The sequence below is a fragment of the Sphingomonas sp. UV9 genome (assembly GCF_004101245.1).
Lineage (GTDB): Bacteria > Pseudomonadota > Alphaproteobacteria > Sphingomonadales > Sphingomonadaceae > Sphingomonas.
Window position 1 is genome coordinate 902589 of the sequence record NZ_SCIN01000002.1, and the last position, 18414, is coordinate 921002.

The 18414-nt window shown below is 68.2% G+C and carries 18 protein-coding genes; 2 read left to right on the forward strand and 16 right to left on the reverse strand.

Features of this window, described 5'->3' with window-relative positions; all coding sequences use genetic code 11:
• Positions 1-8: 8 nt before the first annotated feature.
• Positions 9-440: a response regulator gene (locus EQZ23_RS10640; protein ID WP_128454366.1), complete on the forward strand. Its 432-nt coding sequence runs from the start codon at positions 9-11 to the stop codon at positions 438-440.
• An 85-nt stretch (positions 441-525) separates the two neighbouring features.
• Positions 526-1857: an MFS transporter gene (locus EQZ23_RS10645; RefSeq protein ID WP_128454367.1), complete on the forward strand. Its 1332-nt coding sequence runs from the start codon at positions 526-528 to the stop codon at positions 1855-1857.
• Between the two features lie 8 nt (positions 1858-1865).
• Here the strand turns inward: EQZ23_RS10645 and EQZ23_RS10650 are convergent, their stop codons facing one another.
• The 16 genes from EQZ23_RS10650 to EQZ23_RS10725 form a co-directional block, all read right to left on the reverse strand.
• On the reverse strand, positions 1866-2342 hold the full coding sequence (locus tag EQZ23_RS10650; protein WP_206364218.1) for a DUF6628 family protein: 477 nt from the start codon (positions 2340-2342) through the stop codon (positions 1866-1868).
• 68 nt (positions 2343-2410) lie between these two features.
• A complete protein-coding gene (locus tag EQZ23_RS10655; RefSeq protein ID WP_128454368.1) occupies positions 2411-3730 on the reverse strand; it encodes a folylpolyglutamate synthase/dihydrofolate synthase family protein in 1320 nt (439 codons plus the stop codon).
• A gap of 144 nt (positions 3731-3874) precedes the next feature.
• Positions 3875-4726, reverse strand: a complete 852-nt coding sequence (accD, locus tag EQZ23_RS10660) for an acetyl-CoA carboxylase, carboxyltransferase subunit beta (protein WP_128454369.1) — start codon at positions 4724-4726, stop codon at positions 3875-3877.
• Entirely contained in the window at positions 4723-5535 is an 813-nt protein-coding gene (gene trpA / locus EQZ23_RS10665; RefSeq protein WP_128454370.1) for a tryptophan synthase subunit alpha, read from the reverse strand. The genes accD and trpA overlap by 4 nt, the downstream gene beginning before the upstream one ends.
• A complete protein-coding gene (gene trpB, locus EQZ23_RS10670) occupies positions 5532-6770 on the reverse strand; it encodes a tryptophan synthase subunit beta (RefSeq protein WP_128454371.1) in 1239 nt (412 codons plus the stop codon). The genes trpA and trpB overlap by 4 nt, the downstream gene beginning before the upstream one ends.
• Before the next feature lie 97 nt (positions 6771-6867).
• Positions 6868-7500: a phosphoribosylanthranilate isomerase gene (locus EQZ23_RS10675; RefSeq protein WP_128454372.1), complete on the reverse strand. Its 633-nt coding sequence runs from the start codon at positions 7498-7500 to the stop codon at positions 6868-6870.
• 177 nt (positions 7501-7677) lie between these two features.
• Positions 7678-8352, reverse strand: a complete 675-nt coding sequence (gene pyrF, locus EQZ23_RS10680) for an orotidine-5'-phosphate decarboxylase (protein WP_128454373.1) — start codon at positions 8350-8352, stop codon at positions 7678-7680.
• On the reverse strand, positions 8349-8726 hold the full coding sequence (locus tag EQZ23_RS10685; protein ID WP_128454374.1) for a lipopolysaccharide assembly protein LapA domain-containing protein: 378 nt from the start codon (positions 8724-8726) through the stop codon (positions 8349-8351). The genes pyrF and EQZ23_RS10685 overlap by 4 nt, the downstream gene beginning before the upstream one ends.
• Positions 8727-8809: 83 nt before the next feature.
• Positions 8810-11098 (reverse strand): patatin-like protein, encoded by a 2289-nt coding sequence (locus tag EQZ23_RS10690; RefSeq protein ID WP_128454375.1) that lies wholly within the window; start codon positions 11096-11098, stop codon positions 8810-8812.
• A 54-nt stretch (positions 11099-11152) separates the two neighbouring features.
• Positions 11153-11854 (reverse strand): endonuclease/exonuclease/phosphatase family protein, encoded by a 702-nt coding sequence (locus tag EQZ23_RS10695; protein WP_128454376.1) that lies wholly within the window; start codon positions 11852-11854, stop codon positions 11153-11155.
• Positions 11855-11930: 76 nt separating this feature from the next.
• Positions 11931-14285 (reverse strand): TonB-dependent receptor, encoded by a 2355-nt coding sequence (locus EQZ23_RS10700; RefSeq protein WP_164913420.1) that lies wholly within the window; start codon positions 14283-14285, stop codon positions 11931-11933.
• Positions 14182-15162 (reverse strand): FecR domain-containing protein, encoded by a 981-nt coding sequence (locus EQZ23_RS10705; RefSeq protein WP_128454378.1) that lies wholly within the window; start codon positions 15160-15162, stop codon positions 14182-14184. The genes EQZ23_RS10700 and EQZ23_RS10705 overlap by 104 nt, the downstream gene beginning before the upstream one ends.
• 84 nt (positions 15163-15246) lie before the next feature.
• Positions 15247-15750 (reverse strand): sigma-70 family RNA polymerase sigma factor, encoded by a 504-nt coding sequence (locus tag EQZ23_RS10710; protein ID WP_240663488.1) that lies wholly within the window; start codon positions 15748-15750, stop codon positions 15247-15249.
• Positions 15751-15911: 161 nt separating this feature from the next.
• Positions 15912-16151, reverse strand: a complete 240-nt coding sequence (locus tag EQZ23_RS10715) for a hypothetical protein (protein ID WP_128454379.1) — start codon at positions 16149-16151, stop codon at positions 15912-15914.
• The gene (locus EQZ23_RS10720) at positions 16148-17353 is read right to left on the reverse strand and encodes a glycosyltransferase (protein WP_128454380.1); all 1206 of its coding nucleotides are present in this window, start codon (positions 17351-17353) and stop codon (positions 16148-16150) included. Before EQZ23_RS10720 ends, EQZ23_RS10715 begins: the two co-directional genes overlap by 4 nt.
• Positions 17350-18201, reverse strand: coding sequence for a polysaccharide deacetylase family protein (locus EQZ23_RS10725; RefSeq protein ID WP_240663489.1), 852 nt, complete (start codon positions 18199-18201; stop codon positions 17350-17352). Before EQZ23_RS10725 ends, EQZ23_RS10720 begins: the two co-directional genes overlap by 4 nt.
• Positions 18202-18414: the final 213 nt, after the last annotated feature.

Here is an 18414-nt window from a genome sequence, read left to right on the forward strand (position 1 = left end):
TTGCGGCAATGTTGTTCGGGAAGAAGAAGCGGCAGATTATCCGGCTCCTCGTGGTCGAGGACGAGCCGTTGGTGGCGTTCGATACCGAATATTTCCTGACCGAGGCGGATTTCACGATCGTCGCGACGATCGACCGGGTCGCCGAGGCACTGCTGATCCTGGAAAGCGACACCGTGGTCGATCTGGTCCTGGTCGACGTGAACCTCGCCGACGGGTCGGGCGTCGACGTCGCCCGCGCGGCGCAGGCTTGCGGCGTGCCGGTCATGTTCGTGACCGGAAGCTGCCCGGTCGAAGCGACCACGCTCGCGGCCGGCTGCATGGCCAAGCCCTACGTACCGCGCGATCTGATTGCTGCGATCGAGGCGATCGAGGCGATGATCGGCGGCAAAAAGCCGAAGCGCGTGCCTTCGGGGTTCACGCTGTTCGAAGCAAAAGCCTGACGTTTGCCGCCTTCCATCGCCTGACGGGTAGCGCATCGGCGATTTCCCGTTAGGGTCCGCGCAAGCGAGTGGGAGCGTAAGTGCGATGGACGGAACCGAAGGCAAAAGCTGGAGCGACGGGTTTCGGCCGTATGTCGAAAGGGCACCGCTCGCCGCGCTCGCGCTCGGCATATCGTCGGGGTTTCCCTATGCGATGATCGGAGCGACGCTGACCACGCGTCTGGCGGCAAGCGGTATCGACAAGAAGACGGTGACCGCGTTCAGTCTCGCGTTCCTCGTCTATAATCTGAAATTCCTGTGGGCGTGGGTGGTCGACGGCGTCCGGCTTCCGATCCTTGGAAGACTGGGCCAGCGCGTTTCCTGGCTGATCGTCACGGCCGCGCTGGTGGTCGCTGCGGTCGTCAACCTCGCCCTGATCGACCCGGCGGCAAGCATCGCCTCCACCGCGACCGCGGCGATCCTCGTCGGTGCGGCGGGGGCGACCTTCGATGTCGTGATCGACGCATTCCGGATCGAGACGCTCGAACCCCGCCAATTGGGCGTCGGATCGGGGATGAGCCAATATGGCTGGCGGATCGGTTCGGCGGGGTCGGGTGCGCTGGCACTGGTCGTTGCCGAACGTGCCGGCTGGAACGCAGCTTATCTCGCGTGCGTGGTGTTCGCGTTGCCCGCGGTGCTGGCCGGCTTCGCGCTGGGTGAGCCCGAGCGCCGCCGCCCGCCGATCGAACGACGCGGTCTCGCAGAAGGACTCCGCGCGATCTGGGGCCCGTTCGTCCAGTTCTTCTCGCGCGAAGGGGCGTTCGTCGTCCTGGCGTTCATCCTGATCTTCAAGGTCGGCGATACGCTCGCCAACCTGACGCTGCGGTTGCTGTTCGACGACCTTGGCTTCACCGGCGATGAGATCGCCTTCTACGACGTGGGGATCGGCTTCATCGCGTATCTGGTCGGCATCTTCATCGGCGGCAGCCTGTATGCGCGGATGGGGATGAAGCGGTCGGTGCTGTTGTCGCTCGTCCTGATGGGGGTTTCGAACCTGTCGTTCGCGGCGCTGGCGGCGGCGGGGCATTCGAACTTCGGCATGGCGGCGGCGATCGGTTTCGAGAATACCGCGAGCGGGTTCGGCGGCGTCGTCGTGATCGCGTATTTTTCCGCGTTGTGCGATCTCCGCTTCACCGCCGCACAGTTCGCGCTGATCTCGGCAGCGGCGAGCATCGTCGGGCGGATCGTTACGGGCACCACCGCCGGCGCCTTGATCGAGGCGCTCGGCTATGTCGACTTCTACCTGCTCACGACCGTTCTCGCCTTGCCCGGTGTCTTGCTCTTCTGGTGGATGAGCCGGTCGGGCATGATCGATCGCTCGATCGGCAGCGCGGGTGTCGAGGGCGAGGGTGACGTGCGGGCGGGCGATCCCGTCTAAGCGGAAGCCTACATGGTGACCGGCCGCCCTTCGTCGGCAAAAGCGGCAGCGACCGCGGCGGCGCTGGCGAGGACTCCGTCGACACGGCGGACCCCGAGCAGGTCGGCCATCAGGTAGCGCGCGCTTTCCGGCGCAATCTCGACGCGCGCGAGGATCGACAGCATCGCCGACTCCGCGGGCGTCATCCGCGCGCAACAGCACGGCGCGATCGCGATCGTCCCGGCCGACGTGCCGGCAAGGTCGGCCATCAGAGCCCGCAACAGCACCAGCGGGCGGCGGAAACTCTGCCCGAACGCGGTGAACATCGTATGCGCCGCACGCGCATCGGCCAGGCCATGCGCGCCCATCCGCCGCATCGCGAACAACGCGATTCGCGCGTTTTCACAAGGGGGTAGCGGATGCGGTAGCAGCGTCGTCGCGCTGGCGAGCAGGTTAGCCGAGGCGGGGGGCGAGGCTGGTGTCGAACTGGGGCGGGTATCGGTCATTCACGCGACTCCGTAGTGATGTCCACAAAGTCGCGTGTTGGTTATTGATAGTCAATAGCAATAAGAACTCAGTCCGGCGGCTGGTCGTTCGCTGCGAGCACTTCACCGGCGAGGTAGAGCGAACCGGCGATCAGGACGAGGTTGGGTTCATCGTTTCGCGCGGCGATCAGGTCGAGGGCATCAGTGGGCGTGGACGACGTTTCCGCGGTCTTCCCGAAGCTTTGTGCGAGCGATGCGAGTGCGTCGGGGGCGTGGTGCGCATGTCCCGGGACCGGGATCGTGACGACATGGCCGACCGAGGGCGACAGGATGCGCATCACCGCCTCCGCATCCTTGTTGGCGAGCATCCCCAGTATCAGCGTGACCGGACGCCCCTTCGCCAGCGTCCGCAACGCGCGCGCGACCGGTTGCGCGGCATTGGGATTGTGCGCGCCGTCCAGCCAGAGTTCGCTCCCGCTCGCCAGGCGCGCCAGCAGGGGGCCGTCGGACAGGCGCTGCATGCGGGCCGGCCAGTGCGCCCAGTCGGCGGCGGCCCGCATCGCTGCTTCCGGAATGTGAAGCGCGCCCTGGTGACGCAGCATCGCGATCGCGAGCGCGAGGTTACGCGATTGGTGCGCGCCGACGAGGCGGGGGCGGTTGGTGACGACCGAAAACCCCGCATCTTCGTAGCGCATCGTGGTTCGCGCGGTTTCGCTGGTCCACGCCGCACCGCGCGCGACGACCGGCGCTCCGGCCGCATCGGCGATCGCGGCGATCTTCGCGCGCAACGCCTTTGGGTAATCCATCGTCACCAGCGGCACGCCTGGCTTGGCGATGCCCGCCTTCTCGCCGGCGATCTCCAGCAGGGTATCGCCGAGAAACGACTGGTGATCGATGCCGAGTGCGGCGATGCCGGTGACGACCGGGTTCGGAATGACGTTGGTCGCATCGAGCCGGCCGCCGAGGCCGACCTCGACGATCGTCGCCGCGGCGGGGGTGCGCGCGAAGGCGAGGAACGCGACGGCGGTGGTGACTTCGAAAAAGCTCGCTTGGAGGTCTGCGGCTTGGTCGAGCACTTCTTCCAGCAGCGCGGCGAGCAGATCGTCTTCGATCAGCTTGCCGGCGAGGCGGATGCGTTCGTTGAAGCGGACGAGGTGCGGGCTGGAATAGACATGGACGCTGTGGCCGGCGGCCTCGATCGCCGCGCGCAGGAAGGCGCAGGTCGAGCCTTTGCCGTTGGTGCCGGCGACGTGGAACACCGGGGGGAGGCTCAGATGCGGGTCGCCGAGGCGGCTCAAGAGCGCGGTGATGCGCTCCAGCCCGAGAATGTCGGCGCCGGGGGACAGTGCGGTAAGTCGGTCGAGCTGCGCCTGAACGGCGGGCGAGGAGGAGGTGGCGTGGTCGGGCATTCTTGGCTCCTCACGATCCTCCCCCACCAGGGGGAGGTGGCAGGCACAGCCTGACGGAGGGGGCGGATAGCGACGACGTCGGTGTCGCGTCCTCCCCCTCCGGCACCTTCGGCGCCACCTCCCCCTGGCGGGGGAGGATCAAATTTACGCCGCTTCGCGCGCGCTCAGATAGCCGATGACCGTGCCGAGCTGCTCGCGCAGGTCCTTGCGGTGGACGACCATGTCGATCATCCCGTGCTCGAGATAATATTCCGACGTCTGGAAATCCTCGGGCAGCTTCTCGCGGATCGTGCTCTCGATCACGCGGCGGCCGGTGAAGGCGAGCGTCGCCTTGGGCTCGGCGATCTGCACGTCGCCGAGCATCGCATAGGCCGCCATCACGCCGCCCGAAGTCGGATCGGTCAGCACGACGATGTACGGCAGGCCGGCATCGTGCAGCATCTGGATCGCGACCGTGCTGCGCGGCATCTGCATCAGGCTGAGGATGCCCTCCTGCATGCGCGCGCCGCCGCTCGCGGTGAAGATCACATAGGGCACGCGGTCCTCGATCGCCGCCTCGACGCCGCGCACGAACGCCTCGCCGACGGCCAGACCCATCGATCCACCCATGAAGCCGAAATCCTGCACGCCGACGACGACGCGGTGGCCGTCGATGCTGCCGCGCGCGTTTACCAGCGCGTCGGTCTCGCTGTTCTCGGTCCGCGCCGCCTTCAGGCGATCGGTGTAACGCTTCTGATCGCGGAACTTGAGCGGATCCTCGGGCACCTTGGGCGCCGGCAGTTCGCTGCAGCTGCCCTCGTCGAAGATTTGCGCGAATCGGATGTTGGGCCCGATGCGGTCGTGCTGATCGCATTTCGGACAGACGTAGAGGTTCTCCTCCAACTCCTTGGTGAAGATCATCTGCCCGCAGCCCTTGCACTTGTGCCAGAGATTCTCGGGCGTCTCGCGCTTCGCGACGAAGGGCAGGACGTTGCGGACGCTGTTGAGCCAGCTCATGCGGGAACCTTTCGGGCCGATGCGACGGCGTCGGCGAGAGACGTGATATAGGCACGGACCGGCTCGGCGGCCGCGACGCCGTGTTGCGCGACCAGATCGACGATCGCCGATCCGACCACCACGCCGTCGGCGACGCGTGCGACGTTGGCGGCCTGTTCGGGGGTGCGGATGCCGAAGCCGACAGCGACCGGGATATCGGTTTGTGCCTTCAGGCGGGCGACGGCGTCCTCGATCGAGCCTTGCTGCGCCTGCTGGAGCCCGGTGATGCCGGCGACGGAGACGTAATAGAGGAAGCCGCTGGCTCCATCGAGAACGGTCGGCAACCGCGCGGCATCCGTCGTCGGCGTGGCGAGCCGGATCAGGTCGATCCCCGCGGCGCGCAACTGGGGGCCGAGTGCGTCGTCTTCCTCGGGCGGCACGTCGACGCAGATCACGCCGTCGACGCCGGCCTTTGCGGCGGCCTCGGCGAACCAGTCGGCGCCGCGGCGGAGCATCGGGTTGCCATAGCCCATCAGGACGAGCGGCACGTCCGGGTGGCGCGCACGGAACGCGGTGGCGGTCGCGAGGATGTCCGCGGTGCGTGTTCCTTGCGCGAGGCTGCGGATGTTGGCGGCCTGGATCGCGGGGCCGTCGGCCATCGGATCGGTGAACGGCATGCCGAGTTCGATCGCGTCCGCCCCGCCCGCGACGAGCGCGTCGAGGATCGGACCGGTCGCCTCGGTGGTCGGGTCACCCGCGGTAACGAACGCGACGAGCGCGGCGCGGCCTTGCGCGGCGGTGCGCGCGAAGGTGGCGGCGAGGCGGCTCAAATCGCCACCCCAAGCGCTTCGGCGACGGTGAAGATGTCCTTGTCGCCACGCCCGCACAGGTTTGCGAGGATGATCTGGTCCTGCCGCATCTCGCGCGCCTTCTTCGTCACGGTGGCGATGGCATGCGATGGTTCGAGCGCGGGGATGATGCCCTCGGTCCGGCACAGCAGCTGGAACGCGTCGAGCGCCTCCTGGTCGGTCGCGCTGTCATACTGCACGCGGCCGATATCGCGCAGCCAGGCATGCTCGGGGCCGATGCCCGGATAGTCGAGCCCGGCCGAGATCGAATGCGCCTCGGTGATCTGGCCGTCCTCGTCCTGCAACAGATAGGTCTTGTTGCCGTGGAGCACGCCGGGCGAGCCGCCCGCGAGGCTGGCGGCATGTTCCTTATCGAGGCCGTGGCCGGCTGCCTCGACGCCGAGCATCTGCACGTCGGCATCGTCGAGGAACGGATGGAACAGCCCGATCGCGTTCGAGCCGCCACCGATCGCGGCGACCAGCAGGTCGGGCAGGCGGCCGACGCGCGACAGCATCTGCGCGCGCGCCTCGGTGCCGATCACGCTCTGGAAATCGCGGACCATTTCCGGATACGGGTGCGGGCCGGCGGCGGTGCCGATGATGTAGAAGGTGTCGTGGACGTTGGCGACCCAGTCGCGCATGCCCTCGTTCATCGCATCCTTCAGCGTGTGCGCGCCGCTGGTGACCGGGCGGACTTCGGCGCCGAGCAGCTTCATGCGGAACACGTTGGGTGCCTGCCGCTCGATATCGCGCGCGCCCATGTAGATCACGCAGGGCAGGCCGAAGCGCGCGCAGACGGTGGCGGTCGCCACGCCGTGCTGGCCCGCGCCGGTTTCGGCGATGATCCGCGTCTTGCCCATCCGCATCGCCAGCAGGATCTGGCCGATGCAATTGTTGATCTTGTGCGCGCCGGTGTGGTTCAGCTCGTCGCGCTTGAACCAGACCTGTGCCCCCATGCCCGGCTCTGCGGACTCGCGCAGCGCCTCGGTCAAGCGTTCGGCGTAGTAGAGCGGGCTCGGGCGGCCGACATAATGTTCGAGCAGGTCGTCGAACTGCGCCTTGAACGCAGGGTCGACCTTGGCGGCGCGATAGGCCTCGTCGAGTTCGAGGACGAGCGGCATCAGCGTCTCGGCGACATAGCGTCCGCCGAAGTCGCCGAAATGGCCGCGCTCGTCGGGCTGGGCGCGGTAGGAGTTGGGGGCGAGGGGAGCGTTCATGCGGAGCGCTTTAGCACCTCGTGCCACGTCGCCAAGCCCTTGTGTCCCCGCGGAGGCGGGGACACAGTCTGGGCACCCGCCTTCGCGGGTGAACAGCTCAGGTGCCGACGGCCTTGAGGAACGCCGCGATCTTCGTTTCGTCCTTCGATCCCGGCTCCCTTTCTACTCCGGAGGATACGTCGACCAGTTCCGCACCCGTGCGCCGGATCGCTTCCGCCACGTTCGCCGGATCGAGTCCGCCCGACAGCGCCCACGGCAGCGGATGCCTGAACCCGTCGAGCAGGTCCCAGTCGAAGCGCAACCCCATCCCGCCCGGCAGCGCCGCCGAATCAGGCGTCTTCGCGTCGTACAAAATCCGGTCGGCGACCCCGGCAAAACCGTGCGCCGCGTCCAGGTCGCCGCGCGTGCGAACCGCGACCGCGACCCACGTCTCGATCCCGAACTTCGCGCGGATCGCCGCCGCCCGCGCCGGCGTCACCTTGTGGAGCTGCAGCACGTCGAGCGCGGCCGACCCGACCGCCTGTTCGAGCATCTCGTCCTCCGGGTCGACGAACACGCCGACCTTCGCGATGTGATCGGGCACGCGGGCGGCAAGCTCGGCGGCCTTGGCGAAGGTCACGTGGCGCGGCGAGGCGGGGAAGAACACGAACCCGACATGGCTCGCGCCGTGCTTGATCGCGGCGTCGAGCGTGGCGGGGGTGGACAGGCCGCAGATCTTGGCGGTGGTCATTCTGGTTCCTAAAACGGATCGCGGAAGCTTGATGATCCTCCCCCGCCAGGGGGAGGTGGCAGGCATAGCCTGACGGAGGGGGCGGTCGGCGGATACGTCCGTTCCGTGTCCTCCCCCTCCGTCGCCGTTGGCGCCACCTCCCGCTCGCGGGGGAAGATTACGAAATCACGCCTGCCGCTACAGCGTCGCGCCGATCGCGCGGGCGGCGGTGTCGGGATCTTCGGCCTTCGTGATCGGCCGGCCGACCACCAGGATCGAGGCCCCCGCGTCCATCGCCTGGCGCGGCGTCACCACGCGCTTCTGGTCGCCCACCTGCCCGTCGGGCAGGCGCACACCCGGCACCACGAAGAACCCCTTCGGCCAGATCGCCTTCGCCGCCGCAACCTCCGCGCCCGAGCAGACGATGCCATCGACCCCGGCCTCGCGCGCCAGCTCGGTCAGCCGCGCAACCTGGTCGTGCGCGCTGCCGGTGACGCCGGTCGCCGCCAGATCGGCCGCGTCGAGGCTGGTCAGCATCGTGACTGCGATCACCTTGGTCCCGATCGGCGCCGCAGCCTTCGCGTCCTCCAGCATCGCCCGTCCGCCACTCGCATGCACCGTCAGGATCGCAGGTTCGAGCGCGCCGAGTGCCTGTACCGCCTTGGCGACGGTGTTCGGAATATCGTGGAGCTTCAGGTCGAGGAAGATCGGCAGGCCGAACTCCGCCATCGCATGCACGCCGGGCTGGCCATGCGCCGAGAAGAATTCGAGCCCCAGCTTGATCCCGCCGACATGATGGCGGACGCGCGCGGCGATCGCCTTCGCGCGCGCCAGATCGGGCGTATCGAGCGCGACGTAGATCCGGTTGCTCATCGCGCGACACCCGGCGGCGTAACGGCGGGGGTGACGGCGGGCGTAACGGGCGGCGACACCGGCGCCGTCATCGGTGCTGCAACCGGTGTTTCGGCAGGCGCGAACGCCACCGGCTCGGGTCGCGGTGTCCGCAACTCCAGCAATTCGCGCTCGCAGGTCGACAGCCGTTGCCGAAGCCGCCAGCGGATCGCGTGATTGTACAGCATCGTCGGCACGAACCCGATCAGGAACGTCACCAGCAGCAACAGCGGCAGGTTCACGTCCGCGATCAACCCGCCCCACAGCTGGATCTGGACGGCGTTCCAGTTGCTTATGGTGAACACTGCGGCGACGAACGCCAGCAGGCACCAGAAGAGGATTTTCAGGAACTGCATGCGGCGACCCTTTTTATGCCCCAATCGTGTCAAAACACTGTCGGAAACGCAGAGCTACCGCCGCGTGCGCCGTTTGACCAGCTTTAGCCGATCTCGGTCCGCAACTGCGCGATCATCGGCAGGATCGCGGTCAGCCGTGGTTCCTCCTCGTCGAGGATCGCGAGGAACGCCGCACGCTTGATCGCCGCGACCCGTCCCGGCTTCATCCGCACGGTCTGCGGCAGCGTCGAGACGGTGATGTCGATCATCCGCTCCGACCCGTGCAGCCGTCCCCAGAGATAGTCGTTCTCGCGGTAGGCACGGCTGAAGAACGCGCCGAACGTGCCGAACTGGATCCCCTTCAACGTCGACTCCGCGCCGCCCGACCGGATCGCGGTCGCGTCGTCGGGCGCGATCCGGTCGACCTTGATCGGGTCGAACTCGTCGAGCCCTTCGCCCTGCAACAGCGGCAATGTCGCGGTGTCGAAATATGGGAAGCCGAGATAGGCGAGCAGCAACGTCCGCCGGGCGGGCTTGGCAAGCGCCGCGAACGCCTCCGCCAGCCGCTGGTCGGTTTCCGCATCGAGCCGGTCGAGCGCGAACGTTTCGCCTAGCGTCTCCAGCACCGCGCTCGCATCGCCCTTCATCGCGCGCACCGCATCGTGCATTCCTGTGTGCATCTCGCCGCGGAGCCGATCGAGATAGGGCGACAGCGATTCGTAGATCGCGTCGCGCATCGGTGCGAGCTCGGGCTCGTCGGCGGCGGTCTCCACCTCCGACAGGCGCCGCGCCATCAATCGCAGCCGGCGGATGCGAAAGCCGATGTCCAACGTCCGCAGGAAGGCGATCGACGCGGGACTGGCGCCGTTCGCAACCCCCGAACCGAGCTGGTCCGCACCCGTCTCTGCCACCCTCGCGACGATCGCGGCGCGGATCTGCGCCAGTCGCCGCGGGCTGTGATACCGGCCTGCATCGTACAGCAGGCTCGCGATCGTCTCGATCACCGCGCTGCGCTTCAGATGCCCGTAGGCGACGAACCCATAGCCCGCACTCGCCGCTGCCGCCTTCTGCGCCCGCCGCCGCCACGCGATCAGCCGCGGCGCGGTCGGCCGGTCGAGGAACAGCGTGTGGCCGAACAGCGATTCGACGTCGGCCTCCACCTCCGGCCGGATCGCGGTGACGATCCCGCGCATCCGGTCGATCCGCGCCGAGCGCGCGGCGATCGCCTCCAGATTGTCGCGAATCGGTTGCTGGCGCGGAATGTCGCTGATCGCGCCGATGATGGTCTGGAAGAAGCCGGGTGTCCCTTCGCCGCGATTCAGCCGCAGCTTGATGCCGGGCGAGGGGTCTATGTAGATGAACCGCCGGTCGATCTGGCGCCGCGCCGGGCGTTCCTTCAACGCGTCGAGCGCCGGCCGGAACGGGGCATTGGCCAGCACCGAACCGTCGATCAGCACCGCGCTCTCCGCTGCGTTGGCCGCGGTATGACGGGGCAGCACGCGCGCGAGAAAGCCGCTGCGGCTCGGCCACGCGATCTTGCGTCGCTCCAGTACGCCGTCCAGTTCGGCGACCGTGAATGGCGGAAACGCGCCGGGAAAGCTCGATGTCGCGCGGGCCGCGAACGCCAGTTCCGCGCGCGGCGCCAGCGTCTCGGTCGCGCCGCCATGGTCGGTGAAGTCGACGACCAGCCGGTGCTCGGTTTCGACCACCTCGGCCGGTGAGTTGAGCTGCAACCGCTCGGGATGGCCTGAGAAATCGGTCACCGTCACGAACAGGTCGAGCGGCTGGCCGGGGGGCAGCAGCCGCGGCCCGCGCTCGCTCGCGCCCATCGCATCGAACGCATCGAGCAACAAATTGGTGAAGGTCTTCCCCCCGAACGGCGGCTCGAACCAGCGCGACCGGATGAAGTGCGACAGCTTGGTGCGCACCTCCTCGCGTGTCGGTTCGTCGAGCGCCTCGACCTTGTCCGTGCTCCGTCCCGCCGCCATCCACGCGAGCGGCATCGCCCACGCCTTCGAAAAGCGTGATTTCGGCGCCGCCTCGGTATCGATCAGCGCCTCGACATCGGCCGACGTCATCCACAGGTCGGTCAGCGGATCGAGGCTCTGGCCGGTGGCGATCGCCTGCGCGAGGAAGATGCCGTTGATCCCGCCCGCGCTCGCGCCCGCGATGATGTCGGCGAGCACCCGCACGCGGATCGCGGCATGGTCTTCGATCTCCTGGAGCAGCGCGTGATACACGCCCTGGCTGCCGCCCTTTGCCGCATCGCCGTCGTGGAACGCCCGGCTCGCGCAGACCAGTCGCCAGATCTCCTTGGTGATCCCGTGCATGTAGACCGCCAGGCTGATCCCGCCATAGCAGACGAGCGCCAGCCGCAGTTCCTTCTCGCGCATTCTACATCCTCGTCCGGGTATCGATTACAGAGCCAGGGCCTTGGGTTCGAGCGCCTATAGCGCCTTGGGTTCGAGCATAGCCCAGATCGGCAGATGATCCGACGCTTTCCGCGCCGCCGGGCTGGCATGCACGCCGCATTCCACCACATTCAACTCCTGCGAAACCATGATCCGGTCGAGCCGGGCAACCGCGCGCCGCGAATGGAAACTCGCGCCTGTTTCGGCAAACGCATAGTCGCGGCCGAAGTCGCGCAGGCATCCGGCGCCCGCACTCCATTCGTTGAGATCGCCCATCATCACCGTTGGATGGCGGTGGGTGCAGGTATCGACATGGTTCATGATCGCCGCCGCCTGCTTGCGCCGCCACAGTCCCGACAGATCGAGATGCATGCCGAGCACGCGGATCGTGCCGCCGGCGACCTGCACGTCGGCCATCACCGCCCCGCGCGGCTCCAGCGCCGGCAGGTGCAACAGTTCGCTGGCGATCACCCGCGCCGATTTGCGGACGAGGATGACGTTGCCATGCCACCCCATGCTCAGCGCGCGGAGGCCGAAATCGACCGGCTTCCAGTCGCTATGCTCTTCCAGCAGGTGATGCGGCAGCACGCAGGCCTTTGCTCCGAAACGACGATCCGCCTCCTGCAAGGCGATGACGTCCGCATCGATCTCGCGCAGAACCTCGACCACGCGTTCGGGATTGCGCCGACGGTCGAGCCCGATGCCCTTGTGGATATTGTAGCTGGCGACCTTGATCATGCGTGGGCCCTATAACGCCGCCCGCGCGACCACGGTTGCACGGGGTGGTGTCGATCCAGCCGTTTCCTCTCTCGCCTCATAGTCCGATCGCCAGCCTCAGCGTGATCGCGCGCGGGCGGATCGGTACGGTCTGCGTGGTGGTGGCCAGCGTGAAGGGATTGCCGAACCCGAAGCTGTTGCCGCGGCCATCGAGCAGATTGTCGACATCGATCGACCAGTGCCGCGGACCGTCGTCCAGCGTCGCGCCCGCGCCGACGGTCGCATAGTCTCCCGCGGGCCGATCGAGCAGGGGATCGAAGCTCAGCCGCGTCTGGCCGATATAGCGGGCCGTGAGATAGCCGCTCGCCGGCATCCCGATCAGCGAGAACCGCCGCGTGACACCCAACCGCGCCGAGTAATCGGGAACGACCGGCAAGCGGCGATCGTCCTGCTCGGCGCGGTCGGTTGCCGGCGACGTCAGCCGCGCGCGCTGGATCGTGGTGCCGAAGTCGATGGTATAGGGCCGCGCCTCGAACCGCCCGCCAAACTCGACGCCGTAGTTGGTGGCGTTCCCCGCATCGACCGTCCCGAACAATCCGTCCGATCCGACCACGTCGCTGCGCAGATGCTCCCAGATCGATCCGAAGATCGCACCGCTCAGGCTCAGCCGATCGTCCAGCCCGCGGATGCGCCAGCCCAATTCGAGGCTTCGCAACTCGTCGCCAGGGATGCGCTGCTCGCGGCTGATCGACGCCCGGGTTACGCCCGCGGGACGAATCGCGCTGGCGTAGCGCAGCCAGATCATCCCGACATCGTCCCGGTGCCAGCTGAGCGTGCCGCTCGGGGTCACGCCCAGCTTGGTGGTGCTCTGCTCGTCGGGGCCCTGCTGCTCGATGTCGTTCACGGTGACGAACCCGCGCAGGCCGATCTTCAGATCGAGCGCGGACGATAGACGCTGCGTGCCCTCTGCGAACATCGCGGCCTCGAACACCGCTTCCTTGTCGTCGCGTGCGATCGCGCTGCTGGAGTCCGAATCGAAGCGTCCCTTGAGGCGTGTGGTCGCGTGCAGGATCGACGCGCCGACGATCCAAGGATGCCGGGCGGTCGGATCGCTCAGCCGGACCTCCTGCGTCAACAGCCGGATCGCCCGATCCTCGACATAGGCGACCGGTACGGTCGTTCCGAGCGCGCCGGCTAGGCTGCTCGCATCGTAGGTGCTCCCGAATTCATGCGAGACGATCGAGGTGGTCGACTGCGCGTCGAGGTTGCCGATCGGGCCGTGCACGTCGAGCGATCCTGACACGAAGTCGTTGTCCTGGGGCTCGGCGATCGCGGTCGAACGCGACAACCCCCCGGTCGCGTACTGACTGTCACGGGCTTCAATCGACTGGGCGATGCCGCTCGCGGTCGCGGTCCAGCCACCGCCGATCGCCCAGCGCAGCGCGGCACGACCGCCGCTGCGCCCGGTGCGGTTGACGTCACGCTTGCCGCGGCCGGTATCGTTGATCCAGCCGGGCATCGTCTCGGTCCAGCCCGATGCGCGCAACGCCAGTGCGCCGGTCACCATCGGCAAATTGAGCGTCCCGTCGAGCGCGCCGCCGAACGCGCCGTTGTTGATGCCGGTGATCTCGCCTGCAACGCTGCCCGAGGCTTGGTCGAGGTCGGGTGCGGTGGTGACGATCCGGATCACGCCGCCTAGCGCGCCGGTGCCATACAGCGTGCCTTGTGGGCCGCGCAGTATCTCGACGCGGTCGATGTCGACCATCCGGAGATCGGGATCGGGCGAGGAGTAACCTATGCGGGCGTCGTCCAGATACAGGCTGACGAGCGATTGGCTGGTGCCGTTGAACGCGCTGTCTGCGACGCCGCGCAGGAAGACGCGGTCGCGACCGGGGCCGAGATTGGTCGAGAACGCGCCATCGGTGGTCGCTAGCAGATCGACCAGGCCGCGCTTGCCGGCGAGGCGGCCGAGCGCGGGGCCACCGAGGATGCTGATCGACGCGGGCAGATCGGAGAGGCGCTCGTCGCGCTTGCTGGCGGTGACGATGATGTCGCCGCCTTCGACGACTGGCGTTACGAGCGGGTGAGCACGGGCCGTGTGCGGGGGCAGGGGCTCGATCCGCCACGTCTTCGCGTCGACGCGGACCGCGCGCAGATGCGTCCCCGCCAGCAGCCGCTTCAGCACCTCGGCGACGTCGCGAGAGCGTATGATCCTGCGCGTCGGCATATCGGGCAGTACGCCGACCATGCCGATCGAGATACCGGTCTGCCGGGCCAGCGAATCCAGCGCGGTGTGCAGCGATCCGGCCGGAATGACGATCACCCGTATGGGGCTGGCGCGCGCCGCCTCAGCGCGGGCTGGTGCGCTCGATATGGACGACGCCATCAGCGCGGCGCAGGCGTAGCGGCAACACCGCGCGAAGCTGATCGAGAAGCCGCGATCCGTCGCCAATCGTCAAAACCCCGGAGAAACGTAGTCCGGCGGCGGACGGATCGACCACCAGCGGGGTGCGTGCATACCGTGATATGTCGGCGACAACCAGCGTCAACGGCGCGCCGTCATAGTCGAGCCGACCATCGGTCCAATCCGCCACCGACGTCGGGGCGACCGCGCGGCGTTCGGCGATCCCGGTGGCGGGGTCGATGTCGAGCCGTTGCCCCGCGACGAGAGTCGTCGGCGTGCTGCCGTCCGCGGTGTTCGGCGCGACGCTGACACTGCCTTGCGCGACCGCGATCGATATCCGCCCCTGCGCACTGACCACGGCAAAGCGCGTCCCGATATCACGGACCTCATAGCCACCCGCCCGCACGATCAGCGTTCGCGACGGATCGTGGCGCACCGAGAAGCTCGCCGCACCGTCCGCGACGTCGATCAGCGGAGTCGTGCCCCCCGATACCGAGACCCGCGACCCGCGATCGAGGCGCATCGCGCTGCCATCGGCGAGCGTCACCGCGCGAGTCTCGCCAGCGCCGGTCGCATAGGTCTGCACGCCGTCGTCCGGCCCGGTGAGCGTCGGCGCGACGAGCACCAGCGCCAGCCCGGCGGCGAGCGCGCCGCCGGTGCCTGCCGCCATCCAGCGCCAGCGCGTGGGACGCGCCACCGGCGTGCCATCGGCGACGCCGTCGTCATTCGCAGGCAGCAGTGCGGCGATCGCTGGGGCGGCGGCGCCGATCTCCGCATCGAGCAGCGCGATCGAATCATAGGCGGCACGATGCGATGGATCGGCCTCCAGCCAGTCGCCGAAGCCCGCCCAATCCATATCGGGCGCGTCGATCCGCACGTGCCAGGCGGCGGCGACGTCGATCGGATCCTGGGTCGTTGCGTCCATCACGGCACCCTCGTTCCGAGCGGATGCCCCCCGCTCATGTCATAGACGCCACGCCGCGCCCGCCACCGCAGTCCGGCGCCAAAATCAATCATTTAGCGCCTTTCTGAGATGACGAAGCGCGACGGCGATGTGCTTTTCGACCGCGCTGCGGGTGATCCCGAACTCGGCGGCGACGTCGGCGTGCGACAGTCCGTCGACCTTGTGGCGGCGAAACACGCGCATCGCACCTTCGGGAGGGCCGGCGAGCGCCGCGGCGAGGTGCGCGATCCGCTGTCGCCCGGCGGCCGCATCGAATGCGGACGGCGCATCGTCGATCGCTTCGCCCCCCGCGACCGTTCCCGCCGTCACGGTCGTGGTCGCCTCGACATAGCCGCTGTCGCGACGGGCCCGGCGCCCGTTCGCGCGGAGTCGGTCGAGCACGATGTTCATGCCGATGCGGTGCAGATAGGCGACCGGGTTGGCGATCGGACCCGCCACCGGCTCGGCGATGTGCAGCCAGATCTCCTGCACGACGTCCTCGGCCTCCGCGACGCTGCCCGTCCGCCCGGTGAAGAACCGGACGAGCTGTGGGCGATGTGCCGCGAGCACCGCCGACAGGCCGTCAGGCGGAAGGGCGTCGACGTCGGCTACGGCTTGGCTCCGAAAGTCATGGGCCGTGTCTTGCCCTCTGCCTGCTCGGAAGTCGCGTCCGAAATGTCCCAAGACGTGAGCTGGAAGGCCGGGGGGCTGGTCGCCGGCTCAGGCGGCGATCAGCTCCGGCGCGGCCGCATCATGATGCGCCACATCAGGATGACCCCGACCGCGACGAACAACAGTGCCGCCGCGACGAACGCCAGATAGAACAGCGGCGAACGCCACGGGGATGCCACCGCACCGGGTATCACGCCGTTCGGCCTGTCCAGTTCGGCGCTAGCCAATCGCGCCGGCGATGCGGCGAACCGTGGTTGCTCCTCGGCGATACCAAAGGGGTGTGGCGCGATCGCGGTCATCGTCCCGTTCCTCGTCCATGGTGGAGCGCGTGGTCGTGCAGGTTCGCCCTGTCCGCCTCGTAAAGGGCGAGCAGCGCGTCGAAATGATCGTCCATCGTTCGGACCGGGCGCTCCCGCCGCGCCGCCGTATCCGATGCGATCGTATCGGCGACCGCGAGGATCGCTTCGGCGGCATCCTGCGCATCGCCCGAGCGATACACTGCGCCGTCGTTTGCGCAGGCGAGATCGGCCGCGCCGCCGCGGTCCGGCGCGATCAACGTCAATCCCGATGCGATCGCCTCCGCCGCGACGAAGCAGAACGTCTCCGCTTCGCAGCCATGGATCAGCGCGTCGGCACTCGCCATCAGACGCGCCAGCGCACCGCGGTCGCGGATCGGTTCGAGCAGGCGGACGTGCGGGTTGTCGCCGATCGCGTCGATCACCCTGCGCTGCCGTCCGCCGCCACCGATCATCAGCAGGCCAACCGGTGCGTGCGCGCCGGCGATGGCGGCGGCCTGCGCGACCATGTCCCAGCGCTTCTCGGGCGCATGTCGGCCGACCCCGATGAGCAGCAGCGCATCCTCGCCCAGCCCACACAGCGCCAGCATCTCGCGGCGCAGGTTCTCGTCGCGCAGCCGCGGCGAGAACTGGCCCGGTTCGACACCCATCGGATCGGTCATCACCTTGCGCAGGCCACCCTCGCGCAGTCGCCGTGTCAGGCTTTCGCTCGCGCTGACCACATGGTCGAACTGCGCATCGAGCCGGCGCAGATGCCGCCAATACCAGTCGAACGCGCGATCGATCGTCGGCGTCGACGCGACGTTGCCGAACCAGCGATAGGCATAGGCGGATAGGGGGTCCGCATGCGCGATCAGCGATAGCCGCGCGCGCGATCCCGAGCGATTGCGCCAGTCCGCGACCATCGACGCGCTGCGCCACGGCGACGAGACCTCGACGACATCGGCATCCTCTTCGTCGAGTATCGCGTGCAGCGCCGCGCGGTCGGCGAAATAGCGATAGGACCGGTCAAGCGGAAACCGCGGCGAGCGCAGCCAGCGGACCCGTGCATGCGGACCACGCTGCTCCTCACGATCCTCCTCGCCGGGCGCGATGACGACAAGCTCGTGCCCTCTTGCAGCGAGCGCGACCAGCTTGCGATCGATATAGGTCCGCACCCCGCCGCCGGTCGGCGTGTAGAACGCGCAGACGTCGACGATCTTCATGATGGCACCTGTTCGGTGACCAGATCGGCATAGCGCGACACGGTGCGCCGCTCGGCGAGCGTGCGGAGCGTCCGATCGATGCTGGTCAGCAGTGAGTCCTTGGTGACGTCGCCGGGATGGACCGCGACGCGCATCGTCGGCATCCAGTCGGGCAGCGCGCGTGCCGCAGCCGCGACCGCGAGCGAACTGGCGGTGCGCGCGGCCGAGCGGCTGGCCCAGGTCACCACCGGGCCGCGCGCGACGATCGCGCCGGTGGCCGGCTGCCAGACGCGGAAATGATCCTCGGCGAGCGCGAACTCGCAGGCTCTCAGCGCCGCGTGTGCGCCTGGACCGTAGAGCCAGGCGGGGGCGATGAACCCCGCGACCGACCGACCGATCGCCTGTTCGACCATATCGCGGCCGATGCGCATCCGGTGTTCGGCTTCGACCGCGTCGAGCCCGAGAAACTCGCCTTCGCCGGCGGTCATGTAGCGGGCCTTCAAGGCACTGGCGGCGTTCCGATGGTCGCTTGCGTCGCGGTGGAACCAGCCGTGGAGAAACATCTCGACCCCGGCATCCGCCCACGCTCGCAGCCGGCGCGCAAAGGCGGGCGACCGGTCGAGCCGCGCGACACCCCAGTGATCGGGCACCACCAGCATCGCGAACCGCGGCCCGCCAAGGATAGCCTCGATCCGCTCGGCAAGCATGGCGATCGGCACGGCGAAAGTCGGCGACACGTCGTGGATCGACACCACCAGCCTCTTGTCCGTCGGCCTTTTGCCGGCCGGGGAAGGCTCGAACCCGCGCTCTGGCGGTTGGGCAGGATCGGCAAAGTCGGTTTGCGCCATCGTCTCGCTCTCGTTGATCATCGAATCGCTGTTGACGGGACGGCACCGCCAGCCTGCCTCCGCAGTCCTGTCGCGATCGTGCCCGAAAATTATTTCAGGGCCGCGTCATCCCAAGCTGCGGCTCGCGTCCGGCGGCGGCGTCGTTCGGCCATGATCGTATCCTGCGCGCCCTGTCCGGACCCTGCCGGACCGCTTCGAGCGGCCGACCTTTGGTGTCGAGGCCGGCACCCGCGC

Coding starts and splice junctions, on each gene's coding strand:
- EQZ23_RS10640 (WP_128454366.1), top strand. CDS start 9: ATGTTGTTCGGGAAGAAGAAGCGGCAGATTATCCGGCTCCTCGTGGTC.
- EQZ23_RS10645 (WP_128454367.1), top strand. CDS start 526: ATGGACGGAACCGAAGGCAAAAGCTGGAGCGACGGGTTTCGGCCGTAT.
- EQZ23_RS10650 (WP_206364218.1), bottom strand. CDS start 2,342: ATGACCGATACCCGCCCCAGTTCGACACCAGCCTCGCCCCCCGCCTCG.
- EQZ23_RS10655 (WP_128454368.1), bottom strand. CDS start 3,730: ATGCCCGACCACGCCACCTCCTCCTCGCCCGCCGTTCAGGCGCAGCTC.
- accD (WP_128454369.1), bottom strand. CDS start 4,726: ATGAGCTGGCTCAACAGCGTCCGCAACGTCCTGCCCTTCGTCGCGAAG.
- trpB (WP_128454371.1), bottom strand. CDS start 6,770: ATGAACGCTCCCCTCGCCCCCAACTCCTACCGCGCCCAGCCCGACGAG.
- EQZ23_RS10675 (WP_128454372.1), bottom strand. CDS start 7,500: ATGACCACCGCCAAGATCTGCGGCCTGTCCACCCCCGCCACGCTCGAC.
- pyrF (WP_128454373.1), bottom strand. CDS start 8,352: ATGAGCAACCGGATCTACGTCGCGCTCGATACGCCCGATCTGGCGCGC.
- EQZ23_RS10685 (WP_128454374.1), bottom strand. CDS start 8,726: ATGCAGTTCCTGAAAATCCTCTTCTGGTGCCTGCTGGCGTTCGTCGCC.
- EQZ23_RS10690 (WP_128454375.1), bottom strand. CDS start 11,098: ATGCGCGAGAAGGAACTGCGGCTGGCGCTCGTCTGCTATGGCGGGATC.
- EQZ23_RS10695 (WP_128454376.1), bottom strand. CDS start 11,854: ATGATCAAGGTCGCCAGCTACAATATCCACAAGGGCATCGGGCTCGAC.
- EQZ23_RS10705 (WP_128454378.1), bottom strand. CDS start 15,162: ATGGACGCAACGACCCAGGATCCGATCGACGTCGCCGCCGCCTGGCAC.
- EQZ23_RS10715 (WP_128454379.1), bottom strand. CDS start 16,151: ATGACCGCGATCGCGCCACACCCCTTTGGTATCGCCGAGGAGCAACCA.
- EQZ23_RS10720 (WP_128454380.1), bottom strand. CDS start 17,353: ATGAAGATCGTCGACGTCTGCGCGTTCTACACGCCGACCGGCGGCGGG.
- EQZ23_RS10725 (WP_240663489.1), bottom strand. CDS start 18,201: ATGATCAACGAGAGCGAGACGATGGCGCAAACCGACTTTGCCGATCCT.